The organism is Bradyrhizobium zhengyangense, from assembly GCF_022012555.1.
GTDB lineage: Bacteria > Pseudomonadota > Alphaproteobacteria > Rhizobiales > Xanthobacteraceae > Bradyrhizobium > Bradyrhizobium zhengyangense.
Map to the genome: position 1 here is coordinate 500,814 of NZ_JAKLTZ010000001.1, position 21,110 is coordinate 521,923.

Sequence of the window (21,110 nt, forward strand, 5' to 3'; positions counted from 1 at the left end):
TTCGGCTGCGACTGGTGCAGAGTTGCGACACCGCCGGCAGGAACTATGCCTGGTCCCAGCCCGCCTTCTCCGCGCTCTCTGCCCAGACCGCGGCGCGATATATCTCGCGGCCGCCGTCATTCCTGACGCGGATCCAGGCATCGCGATCGCGCAGATCATCGCGCCAGACGAAGAGATGCTTTGCCATCTCGTCGGCGACGACGAATGTCGCCCGCGCATTCTCGAACACCATGCCACCCGGATCGATCTTCACGACATTGCCGACCAAGAGGTCGAAGAAGAATCGGCGCATATCTACTCCACGCGCCGGAATACGTAGTCGGCGGAATACGGCACCGGCGTGCCGCAGAGCACGTCAGCAACAACGACACCCCTGCCCAACACTCCCGCAACAGTCATGATTCCACGATCAAGGATCATGTGAAAAATTCCCTGCTTGCGCTCGAAAGAACGGCAGGTTGCTCAAATTCGCCGGGAAGAGCTCACTCCGCCGCGCCGCTCCTGACGTTGCTCGGCGTCGCGCCGTAGGCCCGTCGAAACGAGCGATTGAAATAGGAGAGATCGCCGAAGCCGACGTCGTAGGCGATCGACGAGACCGGACGCTCGGCGAACTCCGGTTCCCGCAACATGCGATGGGCTCGCTTCAGGCGCTGCTCGATCAGGAAGGAAGAAAATGTCTTGCCGTCGGCTTCGAACAGGCGTTGGAGGTAGCGTGGCGTGACGCCGAGTTCCTGCGCGACGCCGGCGACCGACAAGTCCTGCCGCCAGCAATTGTTGACGATCATGAATTTTGCCTTGCGCAAGCGGGCGGCCTTCGCGCCGCCCCGACCAGCGCTTTCCCTGATGTCGTCGGTGGGACCGAGCACGAGAGCCAGGAGATCATGCAAATGTCCGACACCCAGTTGGCGCAACGCCGGCGTCGCAAACCCGTTCTCCCGAACCAGCGAGGTCGCGTAGTCGACGAGCACCCTGATCTCGCTGGGCCGGTCCCGGATGATGCGCATGACCGCGTCGTCGACATCCATGATCATCGGCGCGAGAATGCGCCGCGGCACGCGAAGCGAGAAACAATCGCCGGCCAGATGCCGTTCGAGCACTACCGTATCCTCGGCGCTGGCCAACACCGCTTCTCCAGGACCGAGCAGCAGTTCGCGACCTCGCGCAGATATCCCGACGGCTCCGGATCGAACCACGACCAAGGCAAGACTGTCGTCACCGTCGACAACCAGTTCCTTCGTCCTGATGAGTCGAGCTCCCGACAACTTCCCCGTCATCAATTGCGCTTCCGGCACGGCGTAACAGTTGAAGCTCGCGTCGAGCGGCTGCCCTTCGTTCGGGGCGACCTCGGCTTTGACCACCCCGCAGCGATAGAATTCGCGCAGCAGCGCGAGACGTTCGTTTTCGGGAACGCCGTTTGTCGACACGTTGAGAATGGAAGACTGATCCTTGCTGCTCACTGCAATCTCTCCAACCGAAGAGCAGGCTCGGCCACGCGCTGTTGTTTCCCCGCACCCGTATCCGGTGCCATCGCGCATTATCGTTGTGGCGCGCATTGCCCTTCTCATTTCAGGAAACGTTCCATACGAAAGTGTCAAATGACACGCGTCATACGTTCGGAGGACGCGCGTCGCCTCGCCTTCACAATGGAATGAGATCGCGCAATTTCGTCGGGCACAATATGAATTGGATCACACGGCGTCGTCAGGGCCGGTCGCCTGAACGAACGGAGCAGCAAAGCCTGCCGCGATCTTCACGAGATCGGCCTGCCTGCCCGCGCCGGTCTTCTCGAACAGACGGCCGAGATGGGTCTTCACCGTGGTCTCGGCAATTCCGAGCTTTGCCGCGACATCGGGAACTCCACCGACCTCGATGATGGCCGTCAACACACGGATCTCAGACGGTGTCAGCCTGAATGCAGCAGAGATCGCCTCCGTTGCGAGCCGGGCGGCCATCGCAGCCTTTTGCAGGAACAGCACCGTCGCGACCCCGTCGCGTTGCAGGCTGCGTTCGTGCGTCAGCGGAAAGGCGTGAGCCAGGTAGTGCTGACCGTCGGTCGACGTCATGATTTCGATCCTGCGGCGCTCGGCCGGGCCGATTCCGCTGTTGGCGGCAACATCGAACATACTGCGGAATATTTTGTCGGCTTGGGTGTTGCGGGCCACGATGCGATCGCCGACGATCGCGAGCAGACCGCCGTCAGCGAGCATTTTGCGACAAGCCGCATTGGCGTGGACAACCCGTCCCTCCGCATCGAACAGGCAGATTGCGGTGCTGAGGCGATCAAGGACCTCCGCAAGATCGGCGACGGTGTGCGAGCGGGCCCTGATCTGCTTGCTCATGACGCGGGAACGCTGGATGTGCGGCGCAATCAACCGCATGCGCTCGCGCATCGCATCATCGACGTTTCCACGCGACCGGCTGCGCATGACCTGAAGAATCGTCGTGCGTGCAGTCGACCGCTCGAGCGTGACGGTCGCGAGGTCGACCGCGCCCTGCGGTTCCACCCATTCCCGGTAGAAGCTGGTCGCCACGAAGTCCGAATAGGGCATGACGTCGGCCACGCCGACGGTCCGTTCGACAGCAAGATCAAGGTGGCGATCGAGCAGCGGATCGAGCTCGACAAACCTGTCACGATAGAGCTCGCGGAAACGGGAATCCGTTCCGTAGTGCTGGTGGATCTCGAGCGAGAGCCTGGCGGCATCCCGCGAGAGAATGGTCACGGCGGAGCCGCCGACGAACCCCGCGACCTGCTCCAGCGCGGCACCGCGCTGCGCTGGGTCGACCGCTGCATCGTAGATCTCGCCGACGAGCGCGGAGAACCTGTTCGCCTCCAGCATTGTCATCGGACGAACGACGCCGGGGACGAAGCAAAAACGTAAGATAAAAATGCTGGAATATCGAACATCGTCCTTGCGTAACGTCAACCGCAGGGTGCGGCTTGGACGTTTTCGCCAAAGACTAGGATAAAAGCGAACAGCGGGCGGACTGTGAGCCTGATATCACGCGTCCGCTCGCTGCCTGCTCAATCGACCGCGCCTGAGGGCACGGATCTCTATTTCCGGTTCTCCTCGCAGAACTTCAGCGCGGCGAGCGCCTCGCCGGCGCGCGGGATCTGCATCTCGATGCTGTCGTCGTCATCGTCCTCGAAGTCCAGCGTCAGACGCTTGGCTTTCGACAGGCGGTCCATGATGGACTGATCGTATTCGAAGATGCCGCGCACGGTGGTCTTGTCCATGACCTCCCACTTCGCCTTCGACATGATGTCGGCATCGTCGGTGCCGACGTCGGCGCGCAGGATCTCGCCGACCTTGTCCCACTCCCAGCCGTCATAGATCATCACGATGACGATGGCCTTGTCCGAGTAGGTGATGACGATGACGTAGTCACGGTTCTCGTCGTCCTTGTCCTTGTAGCCGCGGCTGGCGTTGCAATGGGTGTCCTGGCTGCGTTTCTCGATGGTCCAGTCACCGACCTTGGATTGTTGCGCGAGCGCAGGCCCGGCGATCAAGGCCCCGGCGAATAGTCCAGCGGCAAGGCAGAATCGTTTCATGTCAGCCTCCAGCGTTTTCCCCACGCCAAGCTGACCATCTCTCCTGGAAGGCCGCAAGGGCCGGCTCGACGCAGCCGGTGGCGAAATGCGCGCTCCCTACGCCCGCCGCGGCACAATCGCGATCGGGGTGAAGGTGTAAACCTCCTCGCCGTTCTGGTTGAACATCGTCCATTTGACCATGGCGATGCCCTGCGGCTTCGACTTCGACGGCGTCAGGCTCATGACCTCGCCGACCAGATGCAGCCGGTCATTCGGCCGCACCGGAATGGTCCAGCGCAGCCCGTCGACACCGGCTCCGATCAGCGGGTGCGGGCCGAAGGGGCGGGTCTGGATCGCAAGGTTCATGGCGATCGCCGCGGTGTGCCAACCCGAGGCAGCCAGCCCCTTGAACAGGGTGTCCTTGGCGGCCTCATGATCGAGATGCATCGGCTGCGGGTCGAACTCGGCGGCAAACCGCTTAATGTCGGCTTCGCTGACCATGACCTCGGGGGATTTGAAGCGCATCCCCAGGGTGAGATCGTCGAACCAGGCGACCTGAGCCATGATTTTGCCTCGAAATGTGACATGCCGCGCGCGCATTGCGCACGGCCAGAGGATGGATCGGTGACGGGGATGTAGCGGTTCGGCGGCCTGCAGGCCAGGTCCCGGTTCCCCGCGAAACCCCTTTCCTATCTCGACGAAACACGCCTGAAACAGACGGCCGGTTATCTGGTTGTCAAAATCATACAGGGACGTGCGTCATGCAATTCTTCCTCGACCTGATCAGCGAATATGCCTGCTGCCAACATCTCGTCGCCCAGCCGCTTGGGGAGGATGAGCTATGATCGAGTTGATCTCAGCCCTCCTCGTGCTTTGCAGCATCGGCGTCTTCGCGGCGCATGCGGTGGACGCTTATCGCACCACCCACTTCTGACCGGCGATCCCGGTAGCCTAGAACGGACGCCGGTAAAAATGCTCTGAATGCGTCGCCGGCGGAAACCGGTTGGCGAGCGCCAGCGCCCCCTTCTCGTCCGTCTCGAGCGCGATCTTCTGCGCCAGCATGACGTCGCCGGGCACCAGGAAGCCTGACGGGACGAAGCACCACCCCATCGTTGCATTGCCTGACGCGTCGATCTCGTGGACATTGGCCGCAGTACCGTAGTGGATGCGATAACGCTTGCCGCTGTCGCAGCCGATGACGTCAAAGTGCCGGTGCTGCTCGAACTGAGCGCGCTGCTCGTCGGTGAGCCATTCAGCCAATAGCCTCCTTCCCCGCGCCTCTGGCGTGTTCTCGCCAAAGAAGCGCCGGTAGAGCTCGCGGAGCGCGTGCAGACGCGCTCGCGCGGGCGCGCGAAGCCTGAAGACCGCGATCATGGACCGTTCAGATCAACCGCCGACCAGGCGGGGATAGAACAGCGTTTCGTGCGCGGTCGGGTCAAACGATTTGATACGCGTGACTTCGCCGGGTCCGGTCCGGTACGCCGCGGTAAAGCCCGCGCCGGTCAATTCCCGAAAGCGCTGTTCGGCCCGCGCCAACGCTTCGGCATTTTCAGGATCAAACTCGTGGCGCGTATCGCCGGTCTGATCCATCACGATCTGGGTAGCCATGTTGAGTCTCCTCATGCCCAGCCCTGAACTTGATCAAAGCAAACCTCGTGCCGTCAGTTCCCGAAAGCAACAACTTTCTCTGAGACGCCCAGTCACGCCTTGCGGAGCAGCTCAACGCACGGCCGCCGCCCCGCCACCCCCGTCGATCTGCCGGCCCATCAGCGCGATGGCTTTCTGGTAGACGCCGGCCGCATTCCACGCCTGGATGGCGGCGAAATTCGGTTCGCCGGGCTGGTAACCGGCTCCCGCACGCCAGCCGTTGGCCTTGAGGAAGTTCGCGGTCGAGCTCAGCGCGTTGGCGGCGACGTCGAGATTGCCGGTGCCATAGGCCAGGATGTTCTTGGGCATGAACTGGGTCTGGCCGACCTCGCCATGCATGGAGCCGCGGGTCGATCCAGACAGCGCGCCGCGGTCGACCAACTTCAGCGCCGCATAGAGCTGCTCGGTAAAGAATTCGGGGCGACGGCAGTCATAGGCGAGCGTTGCGATCGACGAGAGCATGTTCTGGTTGCCGCGCTGGCTGCCGAAACCGGTTTCCATGCCCCAGATCGCAATCAACGGCCCGGGCGGCACGCCATAACGCTGCTCGATCGAGGCGAACATCGCGGCCTGCGATTGCTTCAGCGACCGGCCGCGCGCGACGATGGTGGTCGCACCGCGCTTGGCCAGGAACTGGTCGAGCGACAGCGAAAAACTGTGCTGGCTGCGGTCGGCGTTGATCGTCGCGCTGGCATAATTGGTCTGCATCAGCGCCGCGATCGCGGTCTGGCCGATGCCCTTGCCCTGCGCTTCCGCGCTGAACTCGCGCTTCCAGGCCTCGAATCCGCCGGGCCCGTTGCCGCATTGCGCAGCCATGGCCGAGGGGGCCAGGAACAACAGCAGCGCGGCCGCGCCGATCATCGCCGTCGCAACGGTCCTGCCCTCAGTCATTCCAGCGTATCCTTCTTTCAAATTGCGCGACCGGCTCGCGCATGGGCATGATCCTACGTCAGCCGTATCAGCTCAAGCCCCGACCGGTGCAATCGATGCACGCAATACGCTTGACATGAATCAAAGGCTGCCGTCGGTCCCGAGCAGGAAATCCACCATGATGCCCTGGTGCTGCCGGTACATGTCGGTGCCGGTCGCGGTGACGCAGCCGAGCTTGCGGGCTTCCGCGATGAAGGGCGAGATTTCCGGCTTGGTGATGACGCAGCCGCAATAAGTTGACGGCGCCAGCCTGATAACGTCGACGGGAAGCGGATCGCCGCCCTTCATCCCGGCGGGTGTCGCATTGGCGACGAAATCGAAGCCTGCGGGATCGCCGCTGCCCGACCGCACGGGTGCTTTGCCGAGCTCGTTGAGCCGGCCGATCAGCGCATCCCGTCGCTCGGCCGAGCTATCGTGAATGGCGAGCTCCCTGACGCCGGCCTCGACCAGCGCCAGCGCGATGGCCGAGCCGGCCCCACCGGCGCCGACAAGAAGAGCTCGCATCCCTTTGGGATCAATCCCCTTCGTCCGCGCGGCGCCGACGAAGCCGAGACCGTCCACCATGTCACCGTGCCACGAACCATCGGCACGCCGGCGCATCAGGTTCGCAGTGCGTAGGAAGCGCGCGCGATCGCTCGCGCTGGCACACGCCTGGTAGCAGGCGAATTTGTGCGGAATGGTCACGACGATGCCGTCGAGATTTTTCAACCGGCTCGCCACCGAGAGAAAATCAGCAAGATCGTCGGTCGCAACCTGAACCGGGACGAGAATGCCGTCATGGCCGCGCGCAGCGAACTCCGCGGAAACACCCGCGGGTGAACGCACCTGTGCGATGGGATCGCCGATGATGACGTAGAGCCGGGTCGCACCTGATGGAGCCGGGATCATGCCGTTCATGCCGAGAGCGGAGCCCCCTGGCTCTTCGCGTCGGCTCCATAGGTCAATTCCAGCCCGTCCAGATTGCCCTCCTTCCGCCAGATGGCGAGCAGCCGGAGGAACGCCATCGGCCCGCGCCAATACTGGCTGTTGCGCGCCGCGACCGGATCGAACACGCCTTCGTTGTTGTAGTAGCCGGGGGTGCATTCGGCCAGATAAGTCTGGCGGCCGACCGCGGCCTTCACGACCTCATCGACCCAGGCGTTCTCGGCCGCGAGCGTCGGCTCCAACGTTCTTGCGCCGCGCTTGCGTGCCTCAGCGATGACATAGGCGATGTGCTGCGACTGTTCGTCGATGATGTGCGGGAAGTTGGCGCTTTGACCGGCCTGCACCGTCACGATCAGGAAACAATTCGGGAAGCCGCGGCTGTAGAAGCCATGCATCGTCTTGACACCATCGCGCCAGCGCTCGGACAGGCTCTTGCCGTCGCGACCGTAGACTTCAAACCCCATGCGGCGTGCATAGTCGGTGCCAACCTCGAAACCGCTGGCGTAGATCAGGCAGTCGAGCTCGTAGGCCTTGCCGCCAGCCACGACCGCGTTCTCCGTGATGCGCTCCACGCCCCTGCCCTTGGTGTCGACCAGATGCACGTTGGGGCGGTTGAACGTGTCGAGATATTCGTCGTGGAAGCACGGCCGCTTGCAGAATGCCTTGTACCAGGGTTTGAGCGCCGCTGCGGCCGCCTCATCCTTCACGATCGCATCGACGCGGGCGCGGATCTCCTCCATCTTGCGATAGTCGGCCTGCTCGATCACCTTCAGCGCCTCTTCCATCGAGGTCACCGGCTGCGGCTGACGGCGCGGCGCCAGCAGGATCTCGCCGAGCAGGCCGGTCCAGCCGTCCTGCACCAGATCGTGCTCGAACGGCTCGCCTGAGATCACCGCGGTGAAATTGTCCATCCGCTCACGCTGCCAGCCGGGCTTCAGGCTTTCCGCCCAGGCGGTATCCGTCGGGCGGTCGGCGCGCACACCGATCGCGGACGGCGTGCGCTGGAACACGTAGAGCTCTTTGGCCGAACGGCCGAGATGCGGCACGCATTGCACTGATGTGGCGCCGGTGCCGATGATGCCGACGCGCTTGTCGGCAAGACCATCGAGACCGCCCTCCGCGCTGCCGCCGGTGTAAGCATAGTCCCAGCGGCTGGTATGGAAGCTGTGGCCCCTGAAGCTTTCGATGCCGGGGATGCCCGGCAGCTTCGGCCGGCTCAGCGGACCTCCAGCCAGGATCACAAAGCGCGCGCGGATGCGATCACCGCGATCGGTCTCGACCAGCCAGCGCCCCTCCTGCTCCTGCCATGTCATGCGCGAGATCACGGTCTGAAACAGCGCGCGCTCGTACAGATCGAAATGACGGCCGATGCGGCGCGAGTGCTCGTAGATCTCCGGCGCACGCGCGTATTTGCGCACCGGCATGTAGCCGGTCTCTTCCAGCAGCGGCAGATAGATGTAACTTTCGGTATCGCAGGCGGCGCCTGGATAGCGATTCCAGTACCAGGTGCCGCCGAAATCGGCGGCCTTTTCCACGATGCGGAAATCGTTGATACCGGCCGCGCGCAGACGCGCGCCACACAGCAGGCCGCCGAAGCCACCACCGACGATCAGCACTTCGGTTTCTTCGCTCAAGGCTTTGCGCGTGAAGCCAGCATCGGCCCAGGGATCGTCGAGATAGCGGGCAAAGTCGCCTGATACCTCGACATATTGCGCCTTGCCTTCGGAGCGCAGACGCAGGTCACGCTCGTCGCGATAGCGCGCACGCAAGGCTTGAATGTCGACCGTAGGTACGCCGGCTGCTCCGGTCTTGTGTCTTTCCGCTGACATCGATCTCCTCCACCGCGGCCCGCTGCTTCGCCGGGAGCTGGCGCCACTTAGCCCCGAAAAAGTGACGCATGCAATCGCGTCCATCGCTTTTTGCGTGAACGCCGCGCGGCGTTCCGCTAACCTTTCGCGCAAATCATAGCGTATGCCACGCAACGACGTGGCGATCTGGAGGGAACGATGCAGGGATTGATGATGGACATGCCGCTGCTGATCAGCGGCCTGATCCAGTATGCCGCCGACTACCACGGCGAAGCGGAAATCGTCGCGCGCGAGATCGAAGGCGACATCCACCGTTACACCTATGCCGACGCCCATCCGCGCATCAAGCGCATGGCGCTGGCGCTGAAGCGGCTCGGCATGAAGCAAGGCGATCGCGTCGGCACGCTGGCCTGGAATACGCATCGCCATTTCGAGATGTTCTACGCCGCGCCGGGCATGGGCTACGTGCTGCACACCGTCAATCCGCGCCTGTTTCCCGAACAGCTGGTCTACATCATCAACCACGCGGAAGATCGCCTGCTGTTCATCGACCGCGCGACGTTGCCGATCGTCGAAGCGATCGCGCCGCAACTGAAGACGGTCGAGGCCTATGTCATCATGTCCTCGCGCGAGCGGATGCCGGAGACAAAACTCGCCAACGTGCATTGCTACGAGGAGCTGCTCGAAAAGGAGAGCGACACCGGCTTCGCCTGGCCGGAGTTCGACGAAAAGTCCGCATCGACCATCTGCTACACGTCGGGCACGACAGGCAATCCGAAGGGCGTGATCTATTCGCACCGCGCGGCGATCCTGCAGACCATGACCTGCTGCAATTTCGACTTCCTGCCCGGACATGTCGAAGGCGTGCGCGAGGTGATGATGCCGATGGCCCCGCTGTTCCACGGCAACGGCTGGAACATGCCGTTCACCGCGCCCTATACCGGCTCGAAGCTGGTCCTGCCTGGCCGCAATTACGAGCCCGACAAGCTCTATGAGCTGCTCGAGGGCGAGAAGGTGACGCTCTCGGCCGGCGTGCCGAGCTTCTGGCTGATCCTGCTCGACTGGCTCGGCCGCACCGGCAACAAATTCTCGACGCTGCGCGCAACGTTGTCATCGGGCTCGGCGCCGCCGCGCGCGATGGTCGAGAAACTCAAGCGCGATTACAAGGTCGACTATATTCAGGCCTGGGGCATGACGGAGGCGCTGGGCTGCTCGATGCCGGGCCTCCGGCCCGGCTCGGAGCATCTCAGCGAAACCGAATTCTTCGACCGGCGCCAGGTCTCCGGTCGCGCCTGCTTCGGCACGACCTTGCGCATCGTCGACGATTCAGGCGTTGAGCTGCCGCGCGACGGCAAGACGGTCGGGCACTTGCGCGCCAGAGGGCCCTGGGTCGCCTCCGGCTACATGAAGCTCGACGAAGGCCTCGATCACGACGGCTGGTTGATCACCGGCGATATGGCCGTGATCGATCCGCAGGGCCACGTCACGCTGACCGACCGCTCCAAGGACGTGATCAAGTCCGGCGGCGAATGGATCTCGTCGATCCAGCTCGAGGACATCGCGCTGTCCCACCCTGACGTGCTGCAAGCCGCCGTGGTCGCCATCGCGCATGAGAAATGGCAGGAGCGCCCTCTCCTTCTGGTCGTCCGCAAGAAGGGCGCGACCGTGGACGGCAAGACCCTGCTCGACCACATGCGCCCGAGGATCGCGAGCTGGTGGATGCCGGATGCGGTCGAATTTTTGGACGAATTCCCGATGACCGGGACCGGCAAGGTGCTCAAATCGGCGCTGCGCGAGAAGTTCAAAGCGTATCGCGTCGCGTAGTCTCTGGCTTTCGGTACGCCGTCATCTTCATCTTTTGGTAGATTCGGGAGCGATATATCCCGGTATCGCTAACTCCTGATCGAGGACATCATGGCGTTTTCCGGATTGGGCCTGCATCTCGGCAATCTGTCGCGCCTGTCGAATGCGCAGACGCGTTCAATCAGCCCCGAGAATTTCACCGGCGAAAAGGGCAAGGGCGGCATGTCCGTCGATGGCCCGGCGGCGCGTCAGGCCCGCGACCTCGGCCAGGGCTGGAAGGTGTCTCCCTTTGTCGTGATCGAGCCCGGCGCGACCTTCACGCTCGCGGACATCGAGGGTCAGGGCGCGATCCAGCAGATCTGGATGACGCTGGCACGCGGACGGCTGCGCCATTCCATCCTGCGCGTCTACTGGGACGACCAGGCGCATCCGAGCGTGGAGTGCCCGGCGGGCGATTTCTTCGCCTGTGGCTGGGAGGAATTTGCGCAGGTGTCGTCGCTCGCGGTCTGCGTCAATCCGGGACGGGCCTTCAACTGCTATTGGGAGATGCCGTTCCGCAAGCGCGCCCGCTTCACGCTGGAGAACCGCAGCGAAGAGGCGCTGACCGTCTACTACCAGATCAACTACGCCCTGACCGAGGTGCCCGCGGACTGCGCCTATTTCCATGCGCAGTTCCGCCGCACCAATCCGCTGCCCTACAAGGACGTCTACACCATCCTCGACGGCATCGATGGCCGCGGTCACTATGTCGGCACCTACATGGCCTGGGGCGTCAATAACAACGGCTGGTGGGGCGAAGGCGAGATCAAGTTCTTCATCGACGGCGACGGCGAATTCCCGACGATCTGCGGCACCGGCACCGAGGACTATTTCTGCGGCGCCTACAATTTCGATCCCCATGTCGCGCATGCCGGCCAGGGACAATCCCGCTATGTGGAGTTCACCACGCCCTATGCCGGCCTGCCGCAGGTGATCCGGCCCGACGGCGTCTACAAGTCGCAGCAGCGCTTCGGCCTGTACCGTTGGCACATCCCCGATCCGATCCGCTTCCAGAGCGACTTGCGCGTGACCATCCAGGCCCTCGGCTGGCTGCCCGGCGTCAAGGAATCGAAATATCTCCCGCTGCAAGACGACGTTGCCTCGGTCGCGTTCTGGTACCAGACGCTGCCGACCGCATCATTCCCCGAGCTGCCCGGCCCGGACTATCTGGAAATCGGTTAGGGGTGATTCAGCACCTCGACCGTCGCAGAGCGGCCGGCGACCAGCGAGATTGCCTCGGGCACCGGATCCAGCGCGATGCGCACGGGCACGCGCTGGGCGAGACGCACCCAGCTGAAGGTCGGATTGACGTTGGCAAGCAGGCTCGCCCCCTCGGCACGGTCGCGGTCCTCGATGCCCGCGGCGATGCTCTCGACACGACCTGACAGCGTACCCTTCTCGCCCATCAGACGGACCTGAACCCTGTCACCGACGCGGATGCGCGCAAGCTTCGTCTCCTCGAAATAGCCCTCGACGTGCAGCGTGTCGCTGTCGACGATCGCCATCACGCCCCTGCCCGCGGAGACGTAAACGCCGGGGCGCAGGTCCATATTGGTGATCACGCCATTTACAGATGCCCGCACCTCGCTGCGATTGAGATTGAGCTGGGCGACCGCGCGATCGGCGACCGCGGCATCGAAGGCGGCCTTGGCCTGAAGCTGGGTCGCGAGCACTTGCTCCTGCTTCTGCTGCGATACTGCGTCCGTCGTCAGCGCGGTATAGCGCTTCAGATCGGCATTGGCCTGATCGAGCGTCGCCTGATGCCCGGCGACAGACGCATCGGCCTGCCGCAGCGCCAGCGCAAAGCGCTCACGATCGATCCTGAACAGCACGTCGCCGCGATGGACCTTCTGGTTGTCCTTGACCAGGACGTCGGTGACGAAGCCGGAGACGTCAGGTGCGACCTGCACCACGTCGGCACGCACACGGCCGTCACGTGTCCAGGGCTGCTCCATGTAGTAGCCCCAGAGCTCGCGGCCGACACCGATCGCCGCGATCACAGCGATGATGGTCACGGCAATCCGGCCGAGCCAGGCGAAATTTCCTTTCATGAGAGATACTCCGAGAGATAGACGACGCCGCCGAGCAGGCAGACGAAGACTGCGAAATCGAACAACGCGCGGTGCCAGACCAAGCGGTAAAGGTCGAAGCGCTGCATGATCCGGCGCAGCAGCGCACTCAGCACATAGGCGATGATGATCCAGAGTAAGAGCGCCGGCACCAGCACGCCGTAGATGTCGATCACATATCTCATGCCGCCACACTCGCATCCTCGCGCGGCCGATAGGCCGGCGCGGCCGGGAACAGGCCGCGGCGGATGCCGACGAGGCCGATCAGGGCATCTTCGCGCGCGCTGTCATTGGGATCCTTCACCGCCTGACCTAGCGCCCGGTCGACGCTGACCAGAAGCTCGCGCGGCATGCCTCCGCCGGCATAATTGCGGCAGGCGACAGCGAGCTGGTCGAGCATGTCGTCGATGACGGCGATGGTCGACGCCGCAAGGCCGTAGCGCGCGCGGCGCAAATCGATGATGTTGATGCCGATGCGGAGCTGCACGAGACTATCGGCGTCGCGGCGATCGCTCTCCGACAGGAACGCGATACGCTGCACCAGCAGCCCGAGACGGTGCAGCATGAGCCCGGCAAACTCGGCACGATCCCGCTTTCCGCGCCGTTCGGCAGCGACTGCGATCGTGGTCCAGCTCGACAGCACCAGGCGGTTGGCGATCCACTCCGCCCCCACCCCGCGCGCGATCCGCGTCACGATCTCGGCGATGATGACGCCGACGAAGAACGCGACGGCGGAATTGGCGTAGGACGCGAAATCCGCGATGTAGGTCGATTGCAGCGCGAGCAGCGTCGCGGTGTTAGCGGCGAGCGCCATGCCGGTGCCCGCCGTGGCGGGCCGGCCGATCAGGAATCCGTAGAGCAGGAACGTCGGCGCCAGCGCGACGATGAGAACCTCGATATGAGAGATCGCGGGCACCAGCGCGAACAGATAGATCGCGACCACGACGATGGCGACCAGCGACCACAGGCCGAAGCTGCGGATGAATCGCGCCGGCTCATCCTGCGCGGCGAAGAACGAGCAGGCTACGGCCGCCATCATCGGAGCCGAGGCGCCGTCCGGCCAGCCCGTGCCGATCCAGAACGCGCAGCAGATCAGGATAGCGGTCGCAGCACCTGCCGCCGACCATAGCGCCAGGCCGCGATCCCTGTGGCGCACCGGCGCTGCGCCGGCTTCGGAATGGAAGGCAAGATCGATCGTCGAGATGCTGCGGCCTTCGCCGATGGCCTCGGTCAACGCGCGGCAGTCGCGCGAGAGGTCGACCAGATCGCGCAACCGCGACAGCAGGCTGGTGGTGATGATTCGCTCCCAGGACGCACCGTCGTTCAGGCCCGCCTGCTGCTCCGCTATCGCGCCACGGAGACGGTCGGCCGGCTGCCGCGCGCTGACGTCACTCGCGATCCATTGCGCAAGATCCTCCAGCAAGCGCTTCAGCTCCGGCTGGCGCCGCAGGGCCTCCTCGCCGAGCGCAGCCAGACGGTCCTCGATCGAGGCAATCACCGGCAGCAACGTCAACATCCGCAGCCGGATCTCGCCGAGGCCGGTCACGGCATTGCGGTCGGTCAGGCGATCATAGGCAAGATGAGTGGAAAGCGTGTCGATCTCGACGATGTCGGTCGCGAGCTTGAGGCGCTTGCCGCGGCGCGTCTCGTTGGTGCCTTCGCGCAGCAGGACAACCTCGCTCAGCCGGCGTGCATCGGAAAGCCAAGTGTCCACGCGATGGGCCACGGCCGGTGCGACGCTGCGGGGGAACACGATGGTGGAGATCAGGCTCGCGCAAATGATCCCGAGCGAAATCTCCTCCAGCCGCGCCACCGCGGTGTCGAAGATCGCTCCGGGCTGGGACACCGAGGGGAAGCCGATCAGCGCGACCGTGTAACCGGCCAGCATGAAGACATAACTGCGCGGCGTGCCGTCGAGCAGCGACAGATAGAGGCAGAACCCGACCCACAGCGCGATCGCGAGGCACAGGAGCTCCGGCGCGTTGATCAGGTTCGGCACCAGCGCCACCGTCATGATCGCGCCGACCAGCGTGCCCATCACGCGGAAGAAGGCCTTCGAACTGGTGGCGCCGGCGAGCGGCTGCGAGGTGATGTAAACGGTCGCCATCGCCCAATAGGGCCGCGGCAGGTCCATGGCGAGCGCAATGACGAGCGCCAGCATCGACGCGGCAAACGTCTTCAAGGCGAAAATCAGATCCGCGTGGCGGACCAGGAACGGCTCACTTTCGCGCATGACTATTTCGCCTCTGGAAACGTCTTCGCCTCAAGCAGGCGGCTGACTTGCTGCTCGATGCGCTGGAGCGTCTCGAAGGTTATCGCAAGTTCGTCCGCGCCGATATCCTTCAGCAGGCTCACCCGAATGCGCCGCAGCGGGTGGGTTGGTCTCCTCGACCCTGGCCTCGCCCGCCTTTGTCAAATGTAACGTTTTGGCACGGCGGTTCCTCTCCGGCGGTGAGAGGTGGAAGCCGCCCTCGCCTCACTTTACGACGTACACGTCCGGATCGGCGCTCGAGCTCGGGGTCTTGAAGGCGCTGCGCAGGGCCGGCGACATCGGAACATTGTAATTGATGCCGTTCGGCGGAGTCGGCGATTCCAGCCACTTCCTGTAAAGCACCTCGATCTCCGGGCTCGCGTAAAGATCGGCGGTCGCGCGATCGGCCAACGCCTTGAACGGAGCATCCTCCCGCCGCAGCATGATCCCGTAGGGCTCTGGCTTTGAGAAGGTCTCGTCGCTGATCATGAACTGCGCCGGCTCCTTCGAGCGCGCAATGGCGACCGCGAGCTGAATGTCGTCGAGTGCATAGGCCTGCGCGCGGTCGGTCTCGAGCAGCAGGAAGGCTTCGGCCTGGTCGACGGCCGGCATGATCTTGATGCCGAGATTGCGCTCGGTATTGACCTTGGCGAGCTGGTTCAAATTGACCGAACCCGCCACTGCCGTCACCGCCTTGCCCTTGAGGTCGTCAATGGTGTTGATCTTCGCGGCCTTCTTGGCGGCAAATCGCGTCGCGCTGAGGAAATGCGTGTTGGTGAAGGCGACCTGCTTCTGCCGGTCCGCATTGTTGGTGGTCGCCGAGCAGTGCAGGTCGAGCGTGCCGTTCACCATCAGCGGGATGCGATTCGACGAGGTCACGGCGACGTAGTCGACGGCGATGTCGGGCATGCCGAGCTGCTTCTTCACGGCGTCCACGATCCTGAGGCAGATATCCATGGCAAGGCCGACAGGCTTCTGGTTGCCGTCGAGATAGCTGAAGGGCACCGAGGCTTCCTGATAGCCCAACGCGATCTTCCTGGTCTCCTTGACCTTCTGGAGCGTACCGGAGAGCTCCTCGGCTGACGCTGCGCCGGCAAGACAAGTGACGGCCAAGAGAACGGCGAGTAGACGCATCGAGAGCTCCCAGAATCGCTTGCGCCGCCATGCCGGGCGCAATCGAGCGGTTGATAGCCCAGCCACGCCCCAGCCACCAGACCAGCCTGCGTCTACCAGCTATCGCGGCTTTCGATATGGCGGCAGGCCCTTCGTCTCCGCTACATTGCCACCATCCAGGACTCGCCGCCTTTATCAAGCCAGACGCTCTCCATGACAGCCCAGACCGCCTTCGACCTGATCTTCCGCAACGCCCTGACGCGATCATCCCCGACGCCCGTCGATATCGGCGTGACGGGCGGACGCATCACGGCGATCGCACCCAGGCTGGCATGCGAAGCCGTCGAGGTCGATCTCGGGGGACGGCTGGCGCTGCCCGGATTCGTCGACACCCACATTCATCTCGACAAGGCCTGCCTGCTCGAGCGCTGCGGACACATTCACGGCACACTCGGCGATGCCATCCGGGCCGTCTCAGCGATGAAGCGGGATTTCAGCACCGACGACGTCTATGCGCGCGGCGCCAAGGTGCTCGAACGCGCCGTCGTGCACGGCACGACGCGGATGCGCACCCATGTCGAGATTGACCCGCGCATCGGCCTGCGCAGCTTCGAGGCGGTCAAGGCGCTCAAGCGCGACTACGCCTGGGCGATCGATCTTGAGCTGTGCGTGTTCCCGCAAGAAGGCCTGACCAACGACCCCGGCAGCGACGAGCTGCTGGTTCAGGCTTTGCGCGACGGCGCCGATGCGATCGGCGGCTGCCCCTATACCGACACCGATCCGAACGCGCATCTCGCGCGCATCTTCGATCTCGCCCAGGAGTTCGATCTCGATGTCGACCTTCATCTCGACTTCGATCTCGATCCCTCCTGGTCACATCTCGACGAGGTCATCAGGCAGACCGAGCAACGCAATTACGGGGGGCGTGTCGCGATCGGGCATGCAACCAAACTCTCGGCCCTGCCGCCGGAACGGCTGAAGGCAGCCACCGTCCAGCTTGCGAACGCCGGCGTCGCCGTCACCGTGCTGCCCGCAACCGATCTCTACCTGATGGGGCGCGAGGCCACCCACAACGCACCGCGCGGACTGACGCTCGCACACAAGCTTGCGGGCGACGGCATCGTCTGCTCGGTCGCGACCAACAATGTGCTCAACCCCTTCACGCCGTTCGGCGATGCTTCGCTGCTGCGGATGGCGAATTTTTACGCCAATGTCGCCCACGCTTCAGTCGGCGATTTCGACACCTGCCTCGATCTCGTCACCGAGCTGCCGGCGCGGCTGATGAATCTCAAAGACTACGGAATCGCGGTCGGCAACGCCGCCGATCTCGTCGTGCTCGATATCAAGGACAGCCGCTTCGCCATTGCGGAGCTGCCGGATATCCTTATGGGCTTCAAGGCCGGGCGACAGACGTTTGAGCGGTCGCCGGCCGCGCTGCTTCACCCGCGAACCTGAACCGCGCGACACATCGACCCGACGGGAGCAACCGGATGGCCTTCGACAAGATCTTCCTGAACGCACGCTTCGACGGCGGGGCGCGGCACCACATCGCGGTCAAGGACGGCCTGATCGCCGCACTGCTGCCGGCGGACGCCCCCGCAAGCGGTGCCGAGACTGTCGACCTCGGCAATGCCCTGATCGTTCCCGGCTTCGTCGAGGGCCACATCCATCTCGACACCAGCTTCTATGGCGACGCCTGGCGGCCGCACAAGCCGTGCACCGCCGGCTTCAACGTGCACGAACGCGTGGCCTTCCAGGCCGAGAACATGGCCGAGGCGGCGCCGATGGACGTGCGGGCGCGCAACCAGCTCGATCTCTGCATCATCAACGGCTCCACGCAGATGCGCAGCCACGTCATGGTCGATGGCTCGGTCGGCCTGAAGTCGCTGGAGACGATCTTGCGCGTACGCGAGGAATACAGGAGCTTGATCGACATCCAGCTCGTCGCCTTTCCCCAGAGCGGCATCTTGACGAGCCCGGGCACGCCGCAATTGCTCGACGAGGCCATCGGCCTCGGTGCGAACCTCGTCGGCGGGCTCGATCCCGCGAGCTTTGATCGCGATGTCGAGAAGCATCTCGACGTCGTGTTCGGCGTCGCCGAGAAGCACGGCGTCGATGTCGACATCCACCTGCACGACATGGGCACGCTCGGCGCTTTCGAGATCGAGCAGATCGCGGCGCGCACGCGTGCGCTCGGTATGGAAGGCCATGTCGCCATCAGCCACGCTTACGGGCTCGGCGATATCATAGCGGATCAGCTCAAGGGCATCGCCGACATCCTCGCCCGCTCCGGCGTCGCGATCATGACCAATGCGCCGGGCGCCCGGGCCTTCCCGCCGATCCTGGCGCTACGCAGCGCCGGCGTCACCGTGTTCAGCGGCAACGACAACATCAGGGATTCCTGGTGGCCCTATGGCGACGGCGACATGCTGCGGCGGGCAACGACGCTCGGCTATCGCTCGGGTTTCAACGTCGATGAGGAACTGCGCGTCGCGTTCGAAATCGTCACTACATCAGGTGCCAAGGCGCTCCGGCTTGAAGGTTACGGCCTGCATGTCGGCGCCAAGGCCGATTTCGTGGCGCTGGACGCCGAGCACGTTCCGGAGGCCGTGGTCGCCGTGCCACAAGGCCGCGCTGTGTACAAGGCAGGTATGCTCGTTGCGCGCGACGGTAGGATTGTCGGGAAACAGCGCTGATCACCAGCCTTTTCTGGCCCGATTCACCGTCAATTCGCCCCGAAATCCGAGTCCGGTAGAATCCCGGACCGTAGCTCCCCGCGTTGCTAGAAAGGTGGCCCTAACCATAATTGGGCATGCGCACTGACCATCTGCGTTCTCTGGGGAAGTTATGGATACGTTCAGCGCATTCAGCAGCATTGATTATCAATCCATCCGGGCCAAGACGCCCGCCGAGACGGCCGTCAAGCGATTGAGTGGCATCGGCGAAGTGTTGTCGGGGCTCGACATCGCCACGATCCGCTCGCAGGACGACATGGCCCGCGGGCTGCGCACGCTCGATACAGCCGACAAATGCATTCGCATGATCCTGACCGAGTTCAAGAGCTCGCGCACCAAGGACGTCGTCCGCGAAGCCAATCGCCTGATCGACTTGATCGAACTCGCCCGCGATGAAATATCGGGCCTGCACCACGCCAGCGGCGTCCTGAGCTGAGCGGTTCCTCAGCGCTAACGCTTGATCTTCGCCAGAATGCGATCCGCCTCAATGCGCCAATCGGCGCTGCGAGCGAATTCCTTCGTCCCCTTCGAGCCGAACAGACCCTCATCTGCGAGATCTGCGACCCAGGCCTGACGCTCGGCCGTGCCTTGCGCAGACCAAGGCGTCAGCCCGGCCTCACGCACCGTCTCGGCGACCTCGCGCACCTCTTCGGCACGGCGACGGCCGTGCTCGATCACGCGCTGGAAGAAATAGGCGCCCTGCTTCTCCCAGTTGATCGCGGGAAAGGTTTCCGTGAGTGAAGCCAGCACCGCATCCTCGACGCCATAGGCACGTGCCGTGGTGAAACTTTCGATCACCATGGCCTCCAGGCCCTTGATCATGATGCTGCGGCACATCTTGACGGCCGAGGATACGCCGAGCTTGTCGCTCGCGACTTTCGCCGCGAAGCCGATCGCGTTCAGTAGCGGCTCCAGCTCTCTTGCGCCGGGGCCACCAAGCAGCAGCGGCACCTTGATCCGATAAGGCGGCACCGAGGTCATCACCGCGCCCTCGACATAACGTCCGGCAGCGCCATCGATCAGCGCTGCCGCACGCTGTTTGGCGCCTGGAGAGGCCGAATTGAGATCGAGAAACCAGGTGCCCTGGTTGATAGCATCAGCGCAGGCTTTTGCGACCGGCACGGCCTGACTGGCGGTGACGGCCGAGATGATGAAGTCGGATTTCGCGGTCAGTTCCGCATGAGAAGCCGCAAGCATCACGCCGAATTTCGCAGCGTGCTCCTTCAATGCAGCGCCCTGCTCGCCTTCGAGCTTGATGTCGTAAGCTACGACCTTGATGTCCTGCTGGCGCAGATCCTCGGCCAGGATACGGCCAACCTCGCCATAGCCAACCAGCCCGATCTGCCAGCGTTTCGGATCCGCCATCAGTTCAGTCCTCGTGTCGTCGCGTCGAACAACTCCTCGACCGCATAGCGGCGCGGGATCAGCGCCTGCTGGAATGCGTAGTCGACGATCAGCTCCAACGGTTTCCTGTTCGCCTCGATCCCGAAGGGCAAGAGGTCGGGCGTCGCCGCCGGCCCCGTCTGTTCCTTGTTCCGCTTGAGCAGATCATAGACACCCATGACCACATCGGGACGCGATCCCGCAAGGCTTTCGGTCACGACCACGAGATGATTGACCGGCACGACGCCGCGGCGCGCATACCATTTGGCCGCCTCCGCCGCCGGATCGGGAAATAGCGGCTTTAGCCTGGGATTATCAGAGGTCTCGCCGAGCACGGCATCGACCTCGCCATCGAGCAGCATCTGCAACACCTTCTTGTCCTTTGGCGCACGCTCGGTGGTGTCGACATATTCGGCGACGTGCGGATCCTCGAAGGTGACCCAGCGGATCTTGTCGAGATTGACGCCGTAATCGTTGGCAAGGATACCTCTGATCCAGGCCCCGGTCGTCGTCGTGAACGAGCGGATGCCGACACGCTTGCCTTCGAGATCGCCGGGCCCGAGCGTCCCGTGCGCCGGATTGTAGAGCGCATAGGCATGCTGGAAACGGCCGAGCATGGTCGCCGGCAGCAGCACCAGCGGCTTGCCGTGGGCCTTCGCCATCAGATAGGTCACGATCGCCATTTCGCAGACGTCAAAGGCCTGCTCACGCACCATCGGCTTGAATGCCGTGTTGGTCGGCGTGTACTCGATGAAGTCGAGCTCGAACAGGTCGGAGCGGAGCTCGCCACTCTTCACCGCCTTGACATGAGGGTGACTGCCGAGCACGGCTTTCAGCTTGAGACGATCCATCCGCGCTACTCCCTTCAGGTCAGACACT

At 63.7% G+C, this 21,110-nt stretch carries 21 protein-coding genes; 5 read left to right on the top strand and 16 right to left on the bottom strand.

Going from position 1 to position 21,110, the window contains the following annotated elements; all coding sequences use genetic code 11:
- Window positions 1–43: 43 nt before the first annotated feature.
- The 10 genes from L6639_RS02460 to L6639_RS02505 form a co-directional block, all read right to left on the bottom strand.
- Window positions 44–292 carry a DUF6894 family protein gene (locus L6639_RS02460; protein WP_237858648.1) on the bottom strand — a complete coding sequence of 83 codons (249 nt, stop codon included), beginning with the start codon at window positions 290–292 and terminating at the stop codon, window positions 44–46.
- 190 nt (window positions 293–482) lie between these two features.
- Window positions 483–1,535, bottom strand: coding sequence for a helix-turn-helix transcriptional regulator (locus tag L6639_RS02465; RefSeq protein WP_249798032.1), 1,053 nt, complete (start codon window positions 1,533–1,535; stop codon window positions 483–485).
- Window positions 1,536–1,688: 153 nt separating this feature from the next.
- Window positions 1,689–2,843: a helix-turn-helix transcriptional regulator gene (locus L6639_RS02470; RefSeq protein ID WP_237858649.1), complete on the bottom strand. Its 1,155-nt coding sequence runs from the start codon at window positions 2,841–2,843 to the stop codon at window positions 1,689–1,691.
- 209 nt (window positions 2,844–3,052) lie between these two features.
- Window positions 3,053–3,550 (bottom strand): hypothetical protein, encoded by a 498-nt coding sequence (locus tag L6639_RS02475; protein WP_237858650.1) that lies wholly within the window; start codon window positions 3,548–3,550, stop codon window positions 3,053–3,055.
- Between the two features lie 96 nt (window positions 3,551–3,646).
- Entirely contained in the window at window positions 3,647–4,093 is a 447-nt protein-coding gene (locus L6639_RS02480; protein WP_237858651.1) for a MaoC family dehydratase, read from the bottom strand.
- A gap of 387 nt (window positions 4,094–4,480) precedes the next feature.
- Window positions 4,481–4,903 (bottom strand): hypothetical protein, encoded by a 423-nt coding sequence (locus L6639_RS02485; protein ID WP_237858652.1) that lies wholly within the window; start codon window positions 4,901–4,903, stop codon window positions 4,481–4,483.
- Between the two features lie 12 nt (window positions 4,904–4,915).
- Complete coding sequence (locus L6639_RS02490; protein WP_194476437.1) at window positions 4,916–5,137, bottom strand: hypothetical protein; 222 nt, start codon at window positions 5,135–5,137, stop codon at window positions 4,916–4,918.
- A gap of 111 nt (window positions 5,138–5,248) precedes the next feature.
- The gene (locus L6639_RS02495; RefSeq protein ID WP_237858653.1) at window positions 5,249–6,067 is read right to left on the bottom strand and encodes a lytic murein transglycosylase; all 819 of its coding nucleotides are present in this window, start codon (window positions 6,065–6,067) and stop codon (window positions 5,249–5,251) included.
- Between the two features lie 120 nt (window positions 6,068–6,187).
- On the bottom strand, window positions 6,188–6,994 hold the full coding sequence (locus L6639_RS02500; RefSeq protein ID WP_237859409.1) for a shikimate dehydrogenase family protein: 807 nt from the start codon (window positions 6,992–6,994) through the stop codon (window positions 6,188–6,190).
- A gap of 5 nt (window positions 6,995–6,999) precedes the next feature.
- Window positions 7,000–8,859 carry a flavin-containing monooxygenase gene (locus tag L6639_RS02505; RefSeq protein WP_237858654.1) on the bottom strand — a complete coding sequence of 620 codons (1,860 nt, stop codon included), beginning with the start codon at window positions 8,857–8,859 and terminating at the stop codon, window positions 7,000–7,002.
- 177 nt (window positions 8,860–9,036) lie between these two features.
- Here L6639_RS02505 and L6639_RS02510 point away from each other — a divergent pair, with 177 nt between their 5' ends.
- Window positions 9,037–10,662, top strand: a complete 1,626-nt coding sequence (locus tag L6639_RS02510) for a long-chain fatty acid--CoA ligase (RefSeq protein WP_237858655.1) — start codon at window positions 9,037–9,039, stop codon at window positions 10,660–10,662.
- A 90-nt stretch (window positions 10,663–10,752) separates the two neighbouring features.
- Window positions 10,753–11,862 (top strand): glycoside hydrolase family 172 protein, encoded by a 1,110-nt coding sequence (locus L6639_RS02515; protein ID WP_237858656.1) that lies wholly within the window; start codon window positions 10,753–10,755, stop codon window positions 11,860–11,862.
- Here the strand turns inward: L6639_RS02515 and L6639_RS02520 are convergent.
- The 4 genes from L6639_RS02520 to L6639_RS02540 all read right to left on the bottom strand — a co-directional run bounded on the left by L6639_RS02520 (window position 11,859) and on the right by L6639_RS02540 (window position 16,134).
- Window positions 11,859–12,731 (bottom strand): efflux RND transporter periplasmic adaptor subunit, encoded by an 873-nt coding sequence (locus tag L6639_RS02520; protein ID WP_237858658.1) that lies wholly within the window; start codon window positions 12,729–12,731, stop codon window positions 11,859–11,861. The two genes, L6639_RS02515 and L6639_RS02520, sit on opposite strands and share 4 nt — an antisense overlap.
- Window positions 12,728–12,934 carry a DUF1656 domain-containing protein gene (locus L6639_RS02525; protein WP_237858660.1) on the bottom strand — a complete coding sequence of 69 codons (207 nt, stop codon included), beginning with the start codon at window positions 12,932–12,934 and terminating at the stop codon, window positions 12,728–12,730. The genes L6639_RS02520 and L6639_RS02525 overlap by 4 nt, the downstream gene beginning before the upstream one ends.
- Window positions 12,931–14,982, bottom strand: coding sequence for an FUSC family protein (locus L6639_RS02530; RefSeq protein WP_237858666.1), 2,052 nt, complete (start codon window positions 14,980–14,982; stop codon window positions 12,931–12,933). Before L6639_RS02530 ends, L6639_RS02525 begins: the two co-directional genes overlap by 4 nt.
- 243 nt (window positions 14,983–15,225) lie before the next feature.
- On the bottom strand, window positions 15,226–16,134 hold the full coding sequence (locus L6639_RS02540) for an amino acid ABC transporter substrate-binding protein (RefSeq protein ID WP_237858667.1): 909 nt from the start codon (window positions 16,132–16,134) through the stop codon (window positions 15,226–15,228).
- Window positions 16,135–16,326: 192 nt separating this feature from the next.
- Between L6639_RS02540 and L6639_RS02545 the strand changes: the two genes are divergently transcribed.
- From L6639_RS02545 to L6639_RS02555, 3 genes are all read left to right on the top strand, one after another.
- Window positions 16,327–17,568: an amidohydrolase family protein gene (locus L6639_RS02545; RefSeq protein WP_237858668.1), complete on the top strand. Its 1,242-nt coding sequence runs from the start codon at window positions 16,327–16,329 to the stop codon at window positions 17,566–17,568.
- Window positions 17,569–17,603: 35 nt separating this feature from the next.
- On the top strand, window positions 17,604–18,809 hold the full coding sequence (locus L6639_RS02550; protein ID WP_237858669.1) for an amidohydrolase family protein: 1,206 nt from the start codon (window positions 17,604–17,606) through the stop codon (window positions 18,807–18,809).
- A gap of 151 nt (window positions 18,810–18,960) precedes the next feature.
- Window positions 18,961–19,284, top strand: a complete 324-nt coding sequence (locus L6639_RS02555; RefSeq protein WP_237858670.1) for a hypothetical protein — start codon at window positions 18,961–18,963, stop codon at window positions 19,282–19,284.
- A gap of 14 nt (window positions 19,285–19,298) precedes the next feature.
- Here the strand turns inward: L6639_RS02555 and L6639_RS02560 are convergent, their stop codons facing one another.
- Window positions 19,299–20,213, bottom strand: a complete 915-nt coding sequence (locus L6639_RS02560) for a DUF1932 domain-containing protein (RefSeq protein WP_377807431.1) — start codon at window positions 20,211–20,213, stop codon at window positions 19,299–19,301.
- The gene (locus L6639_RS02565; protein ID WP_237858671.1) at window positions 20,213–21,082 is read right to left on the bottom strand and encodes a substrate-binding domain-containing protein; all 870 of its coding nucleotides are present in this window, start codon (window positions 21,080–21,082) and stop codon (window positions 20,213–20,215) included. The genes L6639_RS02560 and L6639_RS02565 overlap by 1 nt, the downstream gene beginning before the upstream one ends.
- Window positions 21,083–21,110 lie beyond the last annotated feature (28 nt).